General features: G+C 70.8%; 14 protein-coding genes. 9 read left to right on the forward strand and 5 right to left on the reverse strand.

Going from position 1 to position 18,120, the window contains the following annotated elements; translation table 11 throughout:
* Window positions 1-57 precede the first annotated feature (57 nt).
* Window positions 58-3,330: a bifunctional lysylphosphatidylglycerol synthetase/lysine--tRNA ligase LysX gene (gene lysX, locus ACIRR9_RS40380; RefSeq protein WP_403762920.1), complete on the forward strand. Its 3,273-nt coding sequence runs from the start codon at window positions 58-60 to the stop codon at window positions 3,328-3,330.
* Window positions 3,331-3,445: 115 nt separating this feature from the next.
* Window positions 3,446-4,279: a polysaccharide deacetylase family protein gene (locus ACIRR9_RS40385; RefSeq protein WP_403762922.1), complete on the forward strand. Its 834-nt coding sequence runs from the start codon at window positions 3,446-3,448 to the stop codon at window positions 4,277-4,279.
* 322 nt (window positions 4,280-4,601) lie between these two features.
* On the opposite strand, the gene ACIRR9_RS40390 is transcribed toward ACIRR9_RS40385, so the two are convergent.
* The gene (locus ACIRR9_RS40390; RefSeq protein WP_123979015.1) at window positions 4,602-5,282 is read right to left on the reverse strand and encodes a class F sortase; all 681 of its coding nucleotides are present in this window, start codon (window positions 5,280-5,282) and stop codon (window positions 4,602-4,604) included.
* 335 nt (window positions 5,283-5,617) lie between these two features.
* Here ACIRR9_RS40390 and ACIRR9_RS40395 point away from each other — a divergent pair, with 335 nt between their 5' ends.
* On the forward strand, window positions 5,618-6,517 hold the full coding sequence (locus ACIRR9_RS40395; RefSeq protein ID WP_403762926.1) for a hypothetical protein: 900 nt from the start codon (window positions 5,618-5,620) through the stop codon (window positions 6,515-6,517).
* 113 nt (window positions 6,518-6,630) lie between these two features.
* Here the strand turns inward: ACIRR9_RS40395 and ACIRR9_RS40400 are convergent, their stop codons facing one another.
* From ACIRR9_RS40400 to ACIRR9_RS40410, 3 genes are all read right to left on the reverse strand, one after another.
* Window positions 6,631-7,398, reverse strand: a complete 768-nt coding sequence (locus ACIRR9_RS40400; RefSeq protein ID WP_403762928.1) for a hypothetical protein — start codon at window positions 7,396-7,398, stop codon at window positions 6,631-6,633.
* Between the two features lie 217 nt (window positions 7,399-7,615).
* The gene (locus ACIRR9_RS40405) at window positions 7,616-8,380 is read right to left on the reverse strand and encodes a DUF4239 domain-containing protein (RefSeq protein WP_403762931.1); all 765 of its coding nucleotides are present in this window, start codon (window positions 8,378-8,380) and stop codon (window positions 7,616-7,618) included.
* 30 nt (window positions 8,381-8,410) lie between these two features.
* Window positions 8,411-8,593, reverse strand: coding sequence for a hypothetical protein (locus ACIRR9_RS40410; protein ID WP_403762934.1), 183 nt, complete (start codon window positions 8,591-8,593; stop codon window positions 8,411-8,413).
* Between the two features lie 706 nt (window positions 8,594-9,299).
* On the opposite strand from ACIRR9_RS40410, the gene ACIRR9_RS40415 reads away from it, so the two are divergent.
* The 3 genes from ACIRR9_RS40415 (at window position 9,300) to ACIRR9_RS40425 (ending at window position 13,566) form a co-directional block, all read left to right on the forward strand.
* A complete protein-coding gene (locus ACIRR9_RS40415) occupies window positions 9,300-10,268 on the forward strand; it encodes an SCO0930 family lipoprotein (protein ID WP_403762936.1) in 969 nt (322 codons plus the stop codon).
* Window positions 10,269-10,612: 344 nt separating this feature from the next.
* Window positions 10,613-11,425, forward strand: a complete 813-nt coding sequence (locus tag ACIRR9_RS40420; protein WP_123979021.1) for an SAM-dependent methyltransferase — start codon at window positions 10,613-10,615, stop codon at window positions 11,423-11,425.
* Window positions 11,422-13,566, forward strand: coding sequence for a putative bifunctional diguanylate cyclase/phosphodiesterase (locus tag ACIRR9_RS40425; protein ID WP_403762940.1), 2,145 nt, complete (start codon window positions 11,422-11,424; stop codon window positions 13,564-13,566). The genes ACIRR9_RS40420 and ACIRR9_RS40425 overlap by 4 nt, the downstream gene beginning before the upstream one ends.
* Before the next feature lie 144 nt (window positions 13,567-13,710).
* On the opposite strand, the gene ACIRR9_RS40430 is transcribed toward ACIRR9_RS40425, so the two are convergent.
* Entirely contained in the window at window positions 13,711-14,595 is an 885-nt protein-coding gene (locus ACIRR9_RS40430; RefSeq protein ID WP_123979023.1) for a LysR family transcriptional regulator, read from the reverse strand.
* 119 nt (window positions 14,596-14,714) lie between these two features.
* Here ACIRR9_RS40430 and ACIRR9_RS40435 point away from each other — a divergent pair, with 119 nt between their 5' ends.
* Genes ACIRR9_RS40435 through ACIRR9_RS40445 form a run of 3 tightly spaced genes read left to right on the forward strand, consistent with a single transcriptional unit; the run spans window position 14,715 to window position 18,084 of the window.
* On the forward strand, window positions 14,715-15,386 hold the full coding sequence (locus ACIRR9_RS40435; RefSeq protein WP_365337175.1) for a succinate dehydrogenase: 672 nt from the start codon (window positions 14,715-14,717) through the stop codon (window positions 15,384-15,386).
* A gap of 2 nt (window positions 15,387-15,388) precedes the next feature.
* Window positions 15,389-17,338, forward strand: coding sequence for a fumarate reductase/succinate dehydrogenase flavoprotein subunit (locus tag ACIRR9_RS40440; protein ID WP_403762943.1), 1,950 nt, complete (start codon window positions 15,389-15,391; stop codon window positions 17,336-17,338).
* Window positions 17,335-18,084 carry a succinate dehydrogenase/fumarate reductase iron-sulfur subunit gene (locus ACIRR9_RS40445; RefSeq protein ID WP_403762946.1) on the forward strand — a complete coding sequence of 250 codons (750 nt, stop codon included), beginning with the start codon at window positions 17,335-17,337 and terminating at the stop codon, window positions 18,082-18,084. Before ACIRR9_RS40440 ends, ACIRR9_RS40445 begins: the two co-directional genes overlap by 4 nt.
* Window positions 18,085-18,120 lie beyond the last annotated feature (36 nt).

The raw sequence follows: 18,120 nt of genomic DNA on the forward strand, positions 1-18,120 counted from the left end.
TCAGTGCCCGGGACCGCTCAACGGGCGAGCCGGGCGGGCCCTTCCTACAGTCGGAACATGAGTGCCGCCGAGGAGCCCGCCACGGGCAGGGAGACGGCGGGCCCGATACGCCCGCCCGGCGGCGGGCGACTGACCTGGGTGCCGGAGGCCTTCGGGACCTTCTTCGGCGCTCTCGCCCTGCTGTGCGCCCTGCTCTCCTTCATCGCCCCGCTGCGCGTGCTGCTCCACCCGGTCGTGTACTTCCTCGACGCGGTCGTGGTGCCCGTCAGCCCCAACCTCGCCTACGCGGTCTTCCTCTTCCTCCTCGGCGGCGCCACCGCCGCCCGCAAGAAGGTCGCCTGGTGGCTGCTGGTGATCTACTTCGGTCTGCTGGCGCTGGTCGACGTCCTGGTGGTCGCCTTCGGCTTCGACTGGTACTCGTTCAGCTCACTGCTGGTGTGCGGGCTCGCCCTGACCCTGCTGATCGTGGCGCGACGGGAGTTCTACGCCGCCTCCCGCCGGGCCGCCGTACGCAGGGCCCTCGCCGTCCTCCTGATCGGTCTGGCGGTGGCGATCCTGGCCGGCTGGGGCCTGGTCTCGCTCTTCCCCGGCACGCTCCCGCACGGCCAGCACCTGGCCTGGGCGGCCGACCGGGTCTGCGGCGGCCTGGTCCCCGTCCACACCTACGCCGGCCGGCCGCCCCGCTCCGTCGCCTTCCTCCTCGGCCTCTTCGGCGCCCTCGCGCTGCTCAACGCCGCCGCCACCCTGTTCCGTTCACAGCGCCTGGAAGCGGCCCTGCACGGCGACGAGGAGGCCCGTATCCGCGCCCTTCTCAAGGCCTACGGCGACCGGGACTCCCTCGGCTACTTCGCCACCCGGCGCGACAAGGCCGTGGTCTTCTCGCCCAGCGGCAAGGCCGCCGTCACCCACCGCGTCGAAGCCGGCGTCTGCCTGGCCAGCGGCGACCCCGTCGGCGACCCGGAGGCCTGGCCGCACGCCATCGCCGCCTGGCAGGACGTGGCCCGCCGACACGCCTGGGTGCCCGCCGTGATGGGCGCCTCCGAGGACGGCGCCAAGGCCTACGTCCGCGCCGGGCTCGGCGCCCTGCAACTCGGCGACGAGGCGATCCTGCACGTCGCCGACTTCGACCTGGGCGGCCGCGACATGCGGGTCACCCGGCAGGCCGTCAACCGCGTCCGCCGCACCGGTGCGACCACCAGGGTCCGCCGCCACGCCACCCTCACCGAGACCGAGATGGAGGAGGTCGTCGACAAGGCCGACGCCTGGCGCGACACCGAGACCGAACGCGGCTTCTCCATGGCCCTGGACCGGCTCGGCGACCCCGCCGACGGCGACTGCCTCCTGGTCGAGGCCATCGCCGAGGACGGCCGGCTGCTCGCCCTGCTCTCCTTCGTCCCCTGGGGCGGCGACGGCATCTCCCTGGACCTGATGCGCCGTGACCGCGCCGCGCCCAACGGGGTCATGGAGTTCATGGTCGCCGACCTGTGCGCGGCCGCCCCCAAACTGGGCGTCCACCGCGTCTCGCTCAACTTCGCCGTCTTCCGCTCGGTCTTCGAGGAAGGCGCCCGCATCGGCGCGGGCCCGGTACTGCGCCTGTGGCGCCGGCTGCTGCTGTTCTTCTCCCGCTGGTGGCAGCTGGAGGCCCTCTACCGCTCCAACGCCAAGTACCAACCCGAGTGGTACCCACGCTTCCTCTGCTACGGCGACGCCGGCTCCCTCGCCCGGATCGGCCTCGCCTCCGGAATCGCCGAAGGCTTCGTCCCCGTACCGTCCCTGCGCAAACTCTGGGGAAAGGGGCACCCGAAGGCGGGACCGCGGCCCGCCGAGGGGCTGCCGTCCCTGCCGGTGCCCGGTCTCGAAGGAGGGGACGAGACCGGGCCCGGACCGCCGGGCGCGGGCCTGCCGGACCAGTTCCGGGTGCGCCGGCGCAAGCTCGACGGGCTGCGCGCGGCGGGCGTCGACCCCTACCCGGTGGCGACCGTCCGGCCCACCCATGCCCTCGCCGACGTCCGCGACGGAGAGACGGCCACCGTCGCCGGGCGGATCATGCTGGTCCGTGACTTCGGGGGCATCGTCTTCGTCGTGCTGCGCGACTGGTCCGGCGACCGTCAGCTCGCCCTCACCCGCGACGGCTCGGGACCCGCCCTCGACCGGTTCACCGCCGACACCGACATCGGCGACCAGATCACCGCCACCGGCCGGGCCGGCGTCAGCGACCGGGGCGAGCCGACCCTCTTCGTCACCGACTGGCAGCTCACCGCGAAATGCCTGCGCCCGCTGCCCGACAAGCACCGCGGCCTCACCGACCCCGAGGCCAGGGTCCGCCGCCGCTATCTCGACCTCGCCACCGGTCCCGCCGCCCGCGCCGTCGTCCGCGCCCGCTCCACCGCCGTACAGGCGCTGCGCCAGGGTCTGCTCGACCGCGGCTACCTGGAGGTCGAGACCCCGATGCTCCAGCAGATCCACGGCGGCGCCAACGCCCGCCCCTTCACCACCCACATCAACGCCTACGACCTCGACCTCTATCTCCGCATCGCCCCCGAGCTGTACCTGAAACGGCTGTGCGTCGGCGGTCTGGAGAAGGTCTTCGAACTCGGCCGCACCTTCCGCAACGAGGGCGTCTCCCACAAGCACAACCCCGAGTTCACGATGCTGGAGGCCTACCAGGCGTACGCCGACTACGACGTGATGCTCGACCTCGCCCGCGAGCTGATCCAGGGCGCCGCGACCGCCGCCCACGGCTCGCCGGTCGCCCGCAAGGACGGACGGGAGTACGACATCTCGGGTGAGTGGCCGGTCAAGACCGTGTACGGGGCGATCTCCGAGGTGCTGGGGGAGGAGATCGGCCCCGGCAGCGAACTGCTCCGGCTGCACCGGCACTGCGACCGCGTCGGTGTGCCGTACACCGCCGACGACGGGCCCGGAGACGTCGTACTGGAGATGTACGAGCGGCTGGTCGAGGAGCGCACCCAGCTGCCCACCTTCTACAAGGACTTCCCGACCGAGGTCTCCCCGCTCACCCGGCAGCACCGCACCGACCCGCGGCTCGCCGAACGCTGGGACCTGGTCGCCTTCGGGACCGAACTCGGCACCGCCTACTCCGAACTGACCGACCCCCTCGAACAGCGCCGCCGGCTCACCGCCCAGTCGCTGCTCGCCGCCGGCGGGGACCCCGAGGCGATGGAACTCGACGAGGACTTCCTCGACGCCCTCGAATACGCGATGCCGCCCACCGGCGGGCTCGGCCTCGGCGTCGACCGGGTGGTCATGTTCCTCACCGGCCTGACGATCCGCGAGACGCTGCCCTTCCCCCTGGTCCGCCGCCGCTGAGCGAGGCGGCCGAGGGCCGCTGAATCCTTCCGGCTCTGGGCCGTGCGGGTGTTTTCCTCCCGCCACACCGGTGGCGATGTGGTGCGCCGGAGCCGCACCGGGCGACTGATGAGTCATGGAGAAGGATCAGTTGTTCACCCGACGCCGGCTGCTGCTCGCCGGCGCCGCCGCACTGGGGGCCGCGGGCACCGCGGGAGTCGTGCTGGCGAGCGAGGCCGAGGACGCGGCCCGTACCGTCGTACCCGCCGCCGGACCGCCGCCCCGCTCGGCGCTCAAGTCCTCCGCCTTCCGGCTCCAGCCGCTCACCGGATACGGCCCGCCGCGTACCGAGCCGCGCAAGCTCAGGGTCCGCACGGAACCCATCATGGAGATCCCCAAAAGCGGCAGGCGCATGATGCTCACCTTCGACGACGGCCCCAACCCGAACTACACCCCGCACATCCTGGACACCCTCGCCAAGTACGACGTGCGGGCGATGTTCTTCCTGTGCGGGGAGTGCATCGTCGTGAACCGGGAGCTGGTCGCGCGGATGGCGGAGGAGGGGCATGTCGTGGGCAACCACACCTGGACGCATCCGCTGCTGACCACCATGAACCGCAGTGAGATCCGCGACGAGATGGCGAGCACCAGCGACGCCATCGAGGACACCTACGGCGAACGCCCCCAGTGGTTCCGCGCCCCCTACGGCGCCTGGAACCGCGCGGCCTTCCAGCTCGGCGCCGAGATGGGCATGGAGCCGATGGCCTGGACCGTCGACAGCACCGACTGGACCACCCCGGGCACCCGCACCATCGTCGACATCGTCGAGCACGGCGCCGCCCCCGGTGTCGTGGTCCTCTCCCACGACGCCGGGGGCGACCGCTCGCAGAGCGTCAAGGCGCTGCGCGAGTACCTGCCCTACCTGCTGGACAACGGCTACCACCTGACCGTCCCACGCCGCCGCACCTGAACGGGCCCCGGGGGCTGCCCGGCGGATCATGCCGCAGACGCGGGGTCTGGTGCGTCCTGCCTCAGAGGGGGTACCCCCAGCGGCGTTGTCGTCGGTCAGCGACGTCCCCCAGCCTTCGGCCGGGAGGTGCCCCCACCGCGTCGCCCGCCGCGGCAGCGGCTGATGTCTACGCCTCCTCCGCCTTGCAGTCGGACGCTCCCCCACGCTCGAACAACCTCGCGCGGGAGGGACCCCCACGGCCCCGCTCACCTCGGCTGAACAGTCACGGCTGCTTTCCTGCGACTTGATCCGCCGGACAGCCCCAGCCCGCCCAGTGGAGGCCTCAGTGGGCCCCGACCAGGCGGGCGAACACCACGACGTTCCCGTCGTAGCCGTTCTGTTTCGAGAAGCCGCCGCCGCAGGTGATGACCCGCAACTCCGGTGTGCCCTTGGAACCGTAGACCCGGTCGCCCGGGAAACCGGCCTTCGCGAAGACCTCGATCCCGTAGATCTCGAAGACCGCGGTCCTGCCGTCCTTCCGGTCGACCTCGATCTGGTTTCCCTTCTTCAGGGAACCGAGGCCGTAGAACACCGCCGGCCCCTTCGAGTTGTCGACATGGCCGACGACGACCGAGGTCCCCTTCTCCCCGGGCGAGACGCCCCCGGTGAACCAGCCGGCCAGATTGGGGTCGTCCGGCGGCGGCGCCGCGATCCAGCCGCCCGTGTCCAGCCCCACCCCCATCACGGGCGCGTCGACCCGGATCGCGGGAATCCGGATCCGGTCCGCCGCGGCGAACGGCAGTGCGGCGGGCACGGGTGCCGTGGCGAAGGTGTCCGGAACCGTGGTGCGGCTGTCGGGGGCGGCGGCCGAGGCCGGCTGTGGCGGACCGACGTCGAACTCTCCCGAACCGTTCCGAATCAGCGCCAGACCGGTCAGCAGAACAAGCGCTATCACCCCCCAGGGGGCACGCTTCCGCCGCCGCTCCTCCTCTTCGGCCAGCTCGGAAAGTCCGGACGCAGACATTCGCCATCCCCTCTCGACGCGGCTGCTCCCATGTCCGTATCGCGCATGGGAAAACGCTAAGTCCCGCGCGCGCGTGCGGCGACGGGGCGACGGGCGAACGGGTGGCCGGAGGGCATTCCGGTGCGCCATCCGAGTTGCCGTTCGCAGATTTTTTCTGACGGTCCGTGACCTGCGGCAATATCCGATTGTGCGCTTTTCTGACGGCGTGTCTGATCACCAGGACGGACCATTCTCGAAATGCGGGCGTGTTCACGGCATCTGAGGGTCTAGTCGGGAGGCGCTTTCTCGCCGATCCACCGGGGACGGTTCCCGGGGCGCCTTCCGCGGAGGAAGAGATGCGAAACTCACGTGCGCTGGCGGCCGCGTGCACCGTGGTCGCCGTTCTCGGTGCCGCCGCCCCCATGGCCGTCGCCGACGGCCTGGGCAACCCCGGCGGCCCGCCCAATACGCAGGCCCCGGTCGTCGGAGGGACGGGCGTCGCCCCGGGGACCGGTGTCGGTGGTGTGGGTGGTGTCGGCGGCATCGGTGGTGTGGGTGGTGTCGGCGGCTTCGCCGGTGTCGGCGGTGTCGGCGGTGTCGCCGGCATCGGTGGTGTCGCGGTCCCCGGAGTCGTCGTACCCGGGTTCGGTGGTGACGGACGTTTCAACAACGGCTACGGCGGGCGGGGCGGTGACGACTTCGGTGGGCGGGGCGGCGAAGGGTTCGGTGGGCGGGGCGGCGAAGGGCTCGGCGGCCGGGGCGACGAAGGGCTCGGCGGCGACTTCCGCGGCCGGGGTGACGGCGTGCGCAACATCGTCGTGCAGCCCCGCACGGTCGCGGGGGGCGAGGAGGTCGTCGTCACCGTCAACGGCTGCCGAAGGGGCACGATGGTGTCCTCCGCCTTCGTCGACAGGCCGAGGCTGTTCCCGTTCGGCTCGGACATGGCACGCGGCTCCGCCAGAATCCGCCGGCACGCCCACCCGGGCCCGTACGACCTCACCGTCATCTGTGACGACGGCCCGTCCCTGACCCGGCCGTCCGCCTTCAACGTGATCGGCGGGACGGACGGCAACATGTCCAACGAGATGGACAGCGACGACCGCCTCCAGCTCGGCGGGGTGCAGGCCGGGCTCGGCGGCAGCGTGTCCAACGGGGCCACCCCGACCGACATGGCGATCGGCGGCGGACTGGTGGGCGCGGCCGTGCTCGCGGGGTGCGGGTTCTGGCTGCGCCGGCGTCACGAGAAGCGGTTCTGACCATCTCGAGCCCCGCCGCGAGCCGGGGCGCACACGCCGTCGACGGGTTCTCGCTCCGTTCCCCCGCGGAACCGGGGCGAGAACCCGCGGGGGAACCGGCGGTCGGGACGCGCTCAGGAGCCGTCCTCGCCGGTGTGCCTGCGTGCGATGCGGTACGCCGTACCGACCGAGCCCACGACGAGCGCTGCGCCGAGGCCGATCTCCGTGAGGTCGAACCCGCCGAAGCTGCCGCCCGCACCGGCCTGGACGCCGTGACTCGGCGGGAGGGGCTGCGGGTTGAGCTGCGCGCCGCTGTCGGTGCCGTTGTCGGTGCCGCCGTCCGTGCGCCCGCCGCTGTGATCGCCGGATCCCGCGTCCGTGTGTCCGTCGGTACGTCCGTCCGTGCCCGAGCCGGTACGGCCGCCCGTGCTCGCGTCGGCACGTCCGCCGGTCTGGTCGTCCGTGCGCCCGGCACCGTTTCCGTCCGTGCGCCCGCCACCGGCTCCGTCCGAACGGCCGGCACCGTTTCCGTCCGAGACGGCCAGTTCGGTCGACGCGCTCGCCCCGTCGCAGTTGAACGTCACCCGGTACGACGCCAGCGAGCGCACGTCCCGGTTGACCGTGGCCGTTCCCGAGTCCTGTCCCGCCGGGATACGGACGGTGTCGAACAGACCCGAGGAGACCGTCGCGGCGCCCCGGCAGCTGTCGTCGCGATTCAGGTGCAGGTTCACCCGGCCGCCCGCCGCGACGGTGGACGGCGTGACCCGGAATCCGAGGGACGCGCTTTCGCGGCCGGAATCCTGACTCCCGTCGCTTCCGTCGTTCGCGAGGATGGCCGGAGCGCAGAGGGCGAGGGCACCGACGCCCAGGAGTGCGGCCGAAGCGACGCGTATCGCGCGCATGTGGTTCCTCCGGTCTCCGAGGAGCGGCTTGCGGACCTGTTCCGCCAGTGCCGGAAATGCACCTCGATGATCGGAACGCTAGGAACACCCGCACATGCGCGCGAACCCAGTCGCGCGAACGGGGGAATCGAGTGGGCCGCCCGGGTGATGCGGCTGCGGCACCCGGGGGACACCCGCGGCGCGCCGCCGATGTCCCCCGGGCCGACTTCCGGGAGCCCTAGCCCCTGATGTGCGGGAAGAGGGCCAGGAAGGGCTGCGACGTCGCCGTGATACCCCGGCTGTAGGGCTCGTCGAAGTCCCAGATCAGGTACAGCATGAAGGCGATGGTCGCGGAGAACAGCCCCGCCAGGATCAACTCCCGGCGGGTGCGCCTGATCTGCAGCGCGAAGACCATGCCGATGGTGATCGCGGCTCCGGTCAGCAGTCCGAACCACACCACGTTCGGCATGGTCGCCCCGGTCGAGTCGGCGCGGGCGCTGCGCGCCTGGTCGACGGCGGCCACCTGGTCCACCAGCGGCTGGTAGGCCTGCGCCTCGAAGTCGGTCTTCGGCTGGTAGTCGGTCACGTCCTGACGGATCTTCGCGAGCAGGTCGGCACCCTGCTGCGTGAGGTGCCCCTTCTGGGACATCACCTTCCACTCCTTGCCGACGACCTGCTCGGCGTAGTCGTCGACGTCAGCCCGGATCCGGTCGCGGACGTCCGGCGGATACACCCGTACCCGCTCATGGATCTCGTGCAGTGCCTGCGCCTCCGCCTGCACATGGTCCTGGGCGGCACTGCGGGCCTCCCACACCCCGGCCACCGCCAGACCGAGGACGATGGCGTAGATGACGCCGATCCACATGGTCATGTATTCGATGACGTCCGGCGTCTCGGAGGGATCCTCGTCCTCCGCTGCCCTCTTGTCGCGTACGAGGGTGATGACGACCACCACGGCGACGGCCGCGAGCATCGCGAGGACGAGAACAAGCCAATCCGGCAACGAAGCCTCCAGAAATCAGTGGGCCGGCCGTCAGCGCGCGCGGAACGCGGCGACGGCGATGATCGCGGGTACGGCGATGAGCAGGACGTAGGTGACCGGGGAGGTGCGGTTCGGGGCCGCCGCGCCGGTCGACTGGACGTGGTACGGCGGGTAGGTCACCGGGGTCGGTGAGGGCCGCGGCTTCGGCTTGGGCGGCGGGGTGGGTGTGGGCACCGGCCTGGGCCTGGGAGCCGGCGGCGGGGTGGGCGCGGGCTTGGGGGCCGGTGCCCGCCGGGGCGGCGGTGGCGGGGCCGGCTTCGGCGAGGGTTTGGGTGTCGGCTTCGGCGTAGGGGTGGGTTTCGGTGGTGGTGGTGGTGGTGGTGGTGGCGGCGGTGGTGTGGGTGTGGGTGTGGGTGTGGGTGTGGGTGTGGGGCAGGGCGGTGGCGTGGGGGGCGGGCACGGGGGAGTGGGCCAGGAGTCGCCGGCGACGGCCACGGCCTGGACGTCGCCGGCCACGGCCACGGCCTGTATGCCGGCAGGGCCCGTCGAGGCGTAGGCACAGGCGTCGGCCGAGGCCGTGCCGACCGGGCAGCCCACCAGGGCCCACACCAACGTCACCAGGGCCAACGCCCGCGGGACGGGCGCGAGTCGGGTCACTTCGGGTGCATGCACGAGCGAGATCATGAGGCGTTGGGCGCCGTCGCACGCCGGAGTAGGGAGGGATTGGCCCGAACGGGGGACAGTCGCCGTAAACCGGTTTGAATCACACCGGTCGGCGAATGGCTCGAAGCGTATGCCCGTGCGGTACGGGACGCGGGAGCACGGTGTCCCGAAAGAAATTTGTGAGCCGGTTGAACACTTCGGCCCCCGGCATCCGTACCTGGTGTCGTGCGGCGGCGCAGAGGCGCTGCAAAATCCAGGCGATTATGGGGAGTTGACGATGAAGACCTCGTGGAGGAGCGCCTCGCTGGTGGCCACGGCCGCGGGGGTGATGGTGTTCGCGACGGCGTGCGGTTCGAACAACGCGACCACTCCGTCCTCGGCGGCCCAGAACGTCGGTGCCACGGCTCCGGCCGGCATCGGCAGCATCACCAACCCCTCCGCCTCGACCGGCGCGGGCAACGGCTACGGCGCCGACGGCAACCAGGCCTCCAGCTCCCCGGCCGCGGTCGCCCCCGCCGGCAAGCTGACCGTTGCCAGCAACCCCGACCTGGGCAATGTGCTGACCGACGGCAGCGGCCTCACCCTCTACCGTTTCGACGCGGACACCGCCAACCCGCCGAAGTCGAACTGCAACGGCGACTGCGCCACCACCTGGCCGCCGGTGCCCGCCGGCGACGCCTCGGCCGGCGCCGGCATCGACAAGGCGCTGCTCGGCGAGGTCACCCGCGCCGACGGCACCAAGCAGCTGACCGTCGGCGGCTGGCCGGTCTACCGCTACGTCAAGGACGTCAACGCCGGTGACGTCAACGGCCAGGGCGTGGGCGGCAAGTGGTTCGCGCTCGCCCCCACCGGCAAGAAGGCCACGCTGGCCTCCCTGCCCGGCCTGTCGGTCCGCAAGGACGCCAAGCTCGGCGACATCATCGTCGACAAGAACGGCATGACGGTCTACCGCTTCATCAAGGACAAGGCGTGGCCCAAGGTCGTCTCGAACTGCACCGGTCCCTGCCTGGTGAAGTGGCCGGCCGTCGCGGAGGTCGCCTCCAGTGACACCAAGGGCATCGTGAAGAAGGGCCTGATGGGCTTCACCCGGCCCGACAACGGCCAGAAGCAGCAGACGGTCAACTGCTGGCCGATCTACACCTTCTCCGGTGACGCGAAGGCCGGAGACACCAACGGACAGGGCGTGGGCGGCACTTGGTACGCCGTCTCGCCCGAAGGAAAGCTGGTCGGCGCGCCGAGCAATTAGGGATCACCTCCCCAGGGTTGATCGCCCCGCCCAAGTCCACATTCGCGTATCGCGGAAGGGAGGGCAGAGGCCAGCGAGAGTCCCGGACGACGAACAAAACGGCGCACGACCGCCCGCCCCCTCCACACCGCACGGAGGGGGCGGGCTCCTTCGCGTCCCGGGGCGCCTATTGATGCGCCCCGGACGGAGTACCCGAACACCCCTCAAACTCCCCTCGAAACGCTCAGGGAATTCCCTGCTCCTGACCGGGAACGGACGGTCAATTTCCGTTTCGGCTCGCCCCGTTCGCAGGCGATCAGTAGCCTCTGCTCGAACACCGGATCGCCTAAGCCTTGGAGAGATACATGGAGCGTCCCGCCTGGGCCCCACGGAGCATCGACATCTCGGTGCCGAGCGTTTCGCGTATCTACGACTACTACCTGGGCGGTTCGCACAACTTCGAGGTCGACCGGGAAGCGGCCCGCAAGGCGATGACCTACATGCCGGGCCTGCCGAAGATCATGCAGGCCAACCGTGCCTTCATGCGCCGCGCCGTCCGCCACGCCGTGGGCACCGGTATCGACCAGTTCCTCGACATCGGCTCCGGCATCCCCACCTTCGGCAACGTCCACGAGGTGGCACAGACCGCGCACCCCGGCGCGCGCGTGGTCTACGTCGACCACGACCCGGTGGCCGTGGCACACAGCCAGGCCGTGCTCGCGGGCAACGAGGACACGGACGTGGTCGCCGCCGACCTCCGCAAGCCCCAGGAGATCCTGTCGAGCCCTCAGGTGGAGCGCCTCATCGACTTGAATCGGCCAGTGGCCTTGCTCCTCGTTGCCATACTTCACTTCGTGGAAGACACGGACGACCCGTACGAGGCGGTGGCACAGCTGCGCGACGCACTCGCGCCCGGCAGCCTCCTTGTTCTCACGCATGCCTCGTACGAGGGAATCCCGCTGCCGGCCGAGCGGGCCGAGGGTGCGGTGGACGTATACAAGGACATTCGCAACCCGCTGATCATGCGCTCACGCGACGAGATCGCAAGGTTCTTCGAGGGGTACGACATGGTGGAACCCGGACTGGTGCCGATGCCGCACTGGCGGCCGGAGTCGGCGCCGGAGGACGAGGATCCGTATGCCTTCTCCGGATTCGCCGGCGTGGGGATCGCGGCGTGAGCGCGGAGCCGGACGGCCCGGAGGACAGACTGCGCCGGTTCGCGACGATCTGGAGCCGGGCGGTGTTCCCGGTGACCTCGACGTCCCTGACCAGGCCGGAGTTCGAGGAACAGCTCCTGCCGCTCGCCCGCCGGCTGAGCGAGGTGCTCCTCGCGCACGGCTTCGACGCCGACGAGGCCCGGCAGGTGGGCGCCGCGCTGATCGACGCGCACTGCACCGACCCGGAGGCGCTCACCCGCACCCTCGACTGCGTGGACGCCTATCTCGCCCTGTACTGCGGCGCCGACGGCCCCCAGGACGAGCTGCGGATGCGCTCCTCGCGGATCCAGCACGCGATGGCCGCCGGGTTCGCCCAGGCGCTGCGTGAGCGCACCCTGGCCGAGCAGGAGGCCATCGCCCAGGCCGCGTTGCGCGCCCAGGGTGTGGTCGCGCAGGCGCTGCACGCGAGCGAGGCCCGCTTCCGCGCGGTCTTCGAGGGCGCGGCGATAGGGATCGGCATCGCCGACCTCGACGGCAACGTCCTCCAGGTGAACGGCGCGCTGCTGCGCATGTTCGGCGGCTCCGAGCAGACCCTTCGCAGCCGCAACGTCCTGGAGTGGGCGCACCCCGAGGACGCGCCCCAGACCTGGCGGCTCTACGAGGAGCTGGTGCGCGGCGACCGCGAGCACTACCACGTGGAGAAGGCGTTCAACCGCTCCGACGGTACGGTCCTGTGGACCAACCTGACCGTCTCCCTGCTCCGGGACGCGGACGGCGAGCCGCAGTACCAGCTGGCCCTCATGGAGGACACCACCGAGCGCCGGCTGCTCAACCTCCGGCTGCGCTACGAGGCCACCCACGACGCGCTCACCGGCCTGCCCAACCGCACGCTGTTCTTCGAGCGCCTGGAGAAGGCCCTGTCGGCCGGCGAGGGCCAGCGCTTCGGCCTGTGCTACCTCGACCTGGACGGCTTCAAGACCATCAACGACAGTCTCGGCCACTCCGCCGGCGACCGACTTCTTGTGGAGGTCGCCGACCGGCTGCAGTCCTGCGCGACCGCGCCCGGCGAGATGGTCGCCCGGCTCGGCGGCGACGAGTTCGTGGCCCTGACCACCGGACGGGCCACCCAGCGCGAGGTCGACGACCTGGCCGACCGCATCATGAACGCGCTCGTCACCCCGATCAGCATCGACGGCCGCGAACTCCTGGTCCGCGGCTCCATCGGCATCGTCGAGGGCCCGGCGGGCGAGCGCACCCCGGCCGAGGTGCTGCGCAGCGCCGACATCACGATGTACCGGGCCAAGTCGGCGGGCGGCAACCGCTCCGAGCTGGCGGACCCGGAGGCGGACGCCCGCGCGATCACCCGGCACGGCCTGACGACGGCGCTGCCCGCCGCGCTGGACCGGGGCGAGTTCTTCATCGAGTACCAGCCGCTGGTCCACCTCGGCGACGGCAGCGTCCGCGGCGCCGAGGCCCTGGTCCGCTGGCTGCATCCGCAGCACGGCGTCCTCGGCCCCGACCGGTTCATCCCGCTCGCCGAACACACGGGTCTCATCGTCCCGTTGGGCCGCTGGGTGCTGGAGGAGTCGATCCGCCAGGCCCGCGAGTGGCGAGAACGCTACGGCGACGACACGACTGCCGGCCCGCTGCGCATCAACGTCAACCTGTCCCCGTGCCAGCTCAGCCACCCCGGCCTGGTCCAGGACACGGTGGAGATCCTGGAGCGGACCGGGGTGGCCCCCGACGCCCTCTGCCTGGAGGTCACCGAGTCGGCGCTGATCGGCGCCGACGACGACCTCCTCAAACCCCTGCGGCGCCTCGCCGAGATGGGCGTCGACATCGCGCTGGACGACTTCGGCACGGGCTACTCCAACCTGGCCAACCTCCGACGCCTGCCGGTGAGCATCCTCAAGCTGGACCGCTCCTTCACCCAGAGCATGCAGCAGTTCCCGGCGGACCCGGTCGATCTCAAGATCGTGGAAGGCATCGTCTCCCTGGCCCACAGCCTGGACCTCGCGGTCACGGTGGAAGGCGTGGAGACCGGCGCCCAGGCCGAACAACTCCGCATACTGGGCTGCGACACGGCCCAGGGCTGGTACTACGCCCGCCCGGGCCCACCCGAGCGTCTCCACGAACTAGCACTGGTGGACGCAACAGGCTGAGCTTGCTGACGCCGGGGGCTGCGGTATGCCTAAGGGGCGCTGGGGGTGCCCCCGGCCGAAGGCTGGGGGAGGAACTGCGCGACCAGCCACAACGTACCCGCAGCCCCGAACGGCGCTTACCCGCAAGGGCGCAACCGGGCACCGTCACCTCTCCAACAACATGCGCTGAAGCTCCCGCGCGGCCCGAGGCGGCGCCACATCACTCCGGTGAGCCAGCGCGATGGTCCGATGCAACCCCGGCCGAGCCAACGGAGTGACCCGCAACCCCCGCCCCGACCGCGCCGCCACCATCCGCGGCACCACGGCCACCCCAAGACCCGCCCGCACGAACCCCAGCACCGCGTCCATCTCACCCCCCTCGACAGCGAAGCCCGGCTCGAACCCAGCGGAGCGACACGCGGCGACGGTCAGCTCCCGCAGGTCGTACCCGTGCCGGAACATCACCAGCCGCTCTCCCTCCAGGTCGGCGATCTTCACCCCGCCCCGCCCCCGCCCGGGCACCGTCGCCTCGGGTGAGGACACCACGACCAGGTCCTCCCGCAACAGCTCCACCGTGGTCAGCGCGGGCGACGCCGGCGGCAGCGGCAGCACGATGAGCGCCAGGTCCAGCGCCCCGCGCGCCAGCTCCCGTACGAGATCGTGGGACCCGCTCTCCTCGATCAGCAGCTGGATCCCCGGATAGCGGTCATGGAACGACCGCAGCACGTCCGGCAGCAGCCCCGTGCACAGACTCGGTGTCGCCCCCAGCCGCACCCGGCCGCTCCGCAGCTGCACCAGTTCCTGCACCTCGTGCCGGGCCGTGTCCGCGTCCGCGAGGATCCGCCGAGCCAGCGGCAGCAGCGCCTCGCCCGCGTCGGTGAGCGTGATGTTCCCCCGCGCCCGGAGGAACAGATCCGCCCCCAGCTCCCGCTCCAGCGCCTTGATCTGCTGGGACAGTGAGGGCTGGGCCACATGCACCAGCTCGGCGGCCCGGGTGAAGTGCCGGGTCTCCGCCACGGCGACGAAGTACTGAAGCTGCTGGAACTGCATGGTGACACGATAGCTCCTGGCTATCGAATCAAGCCGGACCATGTCTTGGACCGATGGGGCCGTTCGGCCCTACCGTCCTCAGCATGGCTCTGGCAACGCGGACGGACCGACGGCCGTCCATGGCGCGCACGATGTGGGACAGCTCCGTCGGCAAGAAGACCGTGATGGCCGTCAGCGGCCTGATCATGCTGCTCTACCTGGTGGTGCACATGATCGGGAACCTGAAGATCTACTTCGGGGCGGGCGAGTTCAATCACTACGCCCACTGGCTGCGTACCATCGGCGAACCGTTCATGCACTACGAGTGGACGCTCTGGCTCATCCGGATCGTCCTGGTCGTCGCCGTGGTCGCCCACGCCACGTCCGCCTACCAGCTCAGCCGCCGCGACATCAAGGCACGCCCCAGCAAGTACGTGCACAAGAAGCCCCGCGCGTCCTACGCCACGCGCACCATGCGCTGGGGCGGGATCATCCTCGCCCTGTTCATCGTCTGGCACATCCTCGACCTGACCACCGGCACCGTGCACTCCGGCGGCTTCCAGGAGGGCCACCCGTACCAGAACGTCGTGGACACCTTCTCCACCTGGTACGGCGACGTGATCTACATCGTCGCGATGCTCGCGCTCGGCCTGCATGTGAGGCACGGCTTCTGGAGCGCCGCCCAGACCCTCGGCGTCGGCAGCCGCACCCGCGACCGCGCCCTCAAGACCGTCGCAAACGTCCTCGCACTGCTGCTCACGGCCGGCTTCATCGCCGTACCCGTGGGCGTCATGACCGGAGTGGTGAGCTGACCATGACCGACTACGTGAACTACACGACCGGCGAAGCCGTCGCCGATGCCAAGGCCCCCTCCGGCCCCGTCAACGAGCGCTGGGACAAGCGCCGTTTCGAGGCCAAGCTGGTCAACCCCGCCAACCGGCGCAAGCACACCGTGATCGTCGTCGGCACCGGCCTGGCCGGCGGTTCCGCCGGGGCCACCCTCGCCGAACAGGGCTACCACGTCGTCCAGTTCTGCTACCAGGACTCCCCGCGCCGAGCCCACTCCATCGCCGCGCAGGGCGGGATCAACGCGGCGAAGAACTACCGCAACGACGGCGACTCCGTCCACCGGCTGTTCTACGACACCGTCAAGGGCGGCGACTTCCGGGCCCGCGAGTCCAACGTCCACCGGCTCGCGCAGATCTCCGTCGAGATCATCGACCAGTGCGTGGCGCAGGGCGTGCCGTTCGCCCGTGAGTACGGCGGTCTGCTCGACACCCGCTCCTTCGGCGGTGTGCAGGTGTCCCGGACCTTCTACGCCCGCGGCCAGACGGGGCAGCAGCTGCTTCTCGGCGCCTACCAGGCGCTGAGCCGGCAGATCGCCGCCGGGAACGTGGAGATGCATCCGCGGACCGAGATGCTCGATGTGATCGTCGTCGACGGGCGGGCGCGCGGGATCGTGGCCCGGGACCTGATCACCGGCAGGATCGACACGTACTTCGCGGACGCCGTCGTACTGGCGAGCGGTGGCTACGGCAACGTCTTCTACCTGTCGACGAACGCCATGAACTCCAACGCCACCGCGATCTGGCGGGCGCACCGGCGCGGTGCCTACTTCGCCAACCCGTGCTTCACCCAGATCCACCCCACCTGCATCCCGCGCACCGGCGACCACCAGTCCAAGCTCACCCTGATGAGCGAGTCGCTGCGCAACGACGGCCGGATCTGGGTGCCCAGGGCCAAGGGCGACACCCGGCCCGCCCACCAGATCCCCGAGGACGAGCGCGACTACTACCTGGAGCGCATCTACCCGTCCTTCGGCAACCTGGTCCCGCGCGACATCGCCTCCCGCGCCGCGAAGAACGTCTGCGACGAGGGGCGGGGCGTGGGCCCCGGCGGGCAGGGCGTCTACCTCGACTTCGCCGACGCCATCGAGCGGATGGGGCGCAAGGCCGTCGAGGCCAAGTACGGCAACCTCTTCGACATGTACCAACGGATCACCGACGAGGATCCGTACCGGGTGCCGATGCGGATCTACCCCGCCGTGCACTACACGATGGGCGGACTGTGGGTCGACTACGACCTGCAGACCACCGTCCCCGGCCTGTTCGCGGTCGGCGAGGCCAACTTCTCCGACCACGGCGCCAACCGGCTCGGCGCCTCGGCGCTGATGCAGGGCCTGGCCGACGGCTACTTCGTCCTGCCGGCCACCATCAACGACTACCTCGCCCGCAACCCCCACCAGGAGGCGGTGACGGCCGAACACCCCGTCGTCCAGGAGGTGCTGGCCGAGACCGCGGACCGGCTGAACCTGCTGCTGTCCGTCGACGGTGACCGCACCCCCGACTCCTTCCACCGTGAACTCGGCGAGCTGATGTGGGAGTTCTGCGGTATGGCCCGGACGGACGCGGGGCTGCGCAAGGCACTTGAGCGCATCCCGCAGATCCGCGAGGAGTTCTGGCGGCGCATCAAGGTGCCGGGGACGGGCGAGGAGTTCAACCAGTCCCTGGAGAAGGCGAACCGCATCGTCGACTACCTGGAACTCGCCGAGCTGATGTGCCTCGACGCGCTGCACCGCGCCGAGTCCTGCGGCGGCCACTTCCGGGAGGAGTCGCAGACGCCGGACGGCGAGGCGGCCCGCCGGGACGACGAGTTCTCCTACGCGGCCGCCTGGGAGTTCACCGGCACCGGCGAGGCTCCGACCCTGCACAAGGAAGACCTGGTCTTCGAGTACGTCCACCCCACCCAGCGGAGCTACGCATGAAGCTCACCCTGCGCGTCTGGCGACAGCAGAACGCCGACGCCGACGGCACGATGTCCACGTACGAGGTGGACGGCATCTCCTCCGACATGTCCTTCCTGGAGATGCTCGACACCCTCAACGAGGAGCTCATCCTCAAGGGCGAGGACCCCGTCGCCTTCGACCACGACTGCCGCGAGGGCATCTGCGGCGCGTGCTCCCTGGTGATCAACGGGGACGCGCACGGGCCAGAGCGGACCACCACCTGTCAACTGCACATGCGGTCCTTCAAGGACGGCGACACGATCGACATCGAGCCGTGGCGGGCGTCCGCGTTCCCGGTGATCAAGGACCTGGTGGTGGACCGCTCGGCGTTCGACCGGATCATCCAGGCCGGCGGGTACATCAGCGCGCCGACCGGGTCCGCGCCGGAGGCCCACGCGACGGCCGTGCCCAAGGCCGACGCCGACTTCGCCTTCGAGCACGCGGAGTGCATCGGGTGCGGGGCGTGTGTCGCCGCCTGCCCGAACGGGGCGGCGATGCTGTTCACGTCCGCCAAGGTGAATCACCTGAACGTCTTGCCGCAGGGGGCGCCCGAGCGGGAGACGCGGGTGCTGGACATGGTGGCGCAGATGGATGCGGAGGGGTTCGGGGGGTGCACGTTGACGGGGGAGTGCGCGACGGCCTGCCCGAAGGGGATTCCCTTGGTGTCGATCACGAGTATGAATCGTGAGTGGTTGCGGGCCAGCCGGAAGGTGGGGAAGAGGTAGCGCCGTTGCGGGGTGCGGGCGCGATGTGGCTGGTCG

It is taken from the genome of Streptomyces sp. NPDC101234 (assembly GCF_044767525.1).
GTDB lineage: Bacteria > Actinomycetota > Actinomycetes > Streptomycetales > Streptomycetaceae > Streptomyces > Streptomyces sasae.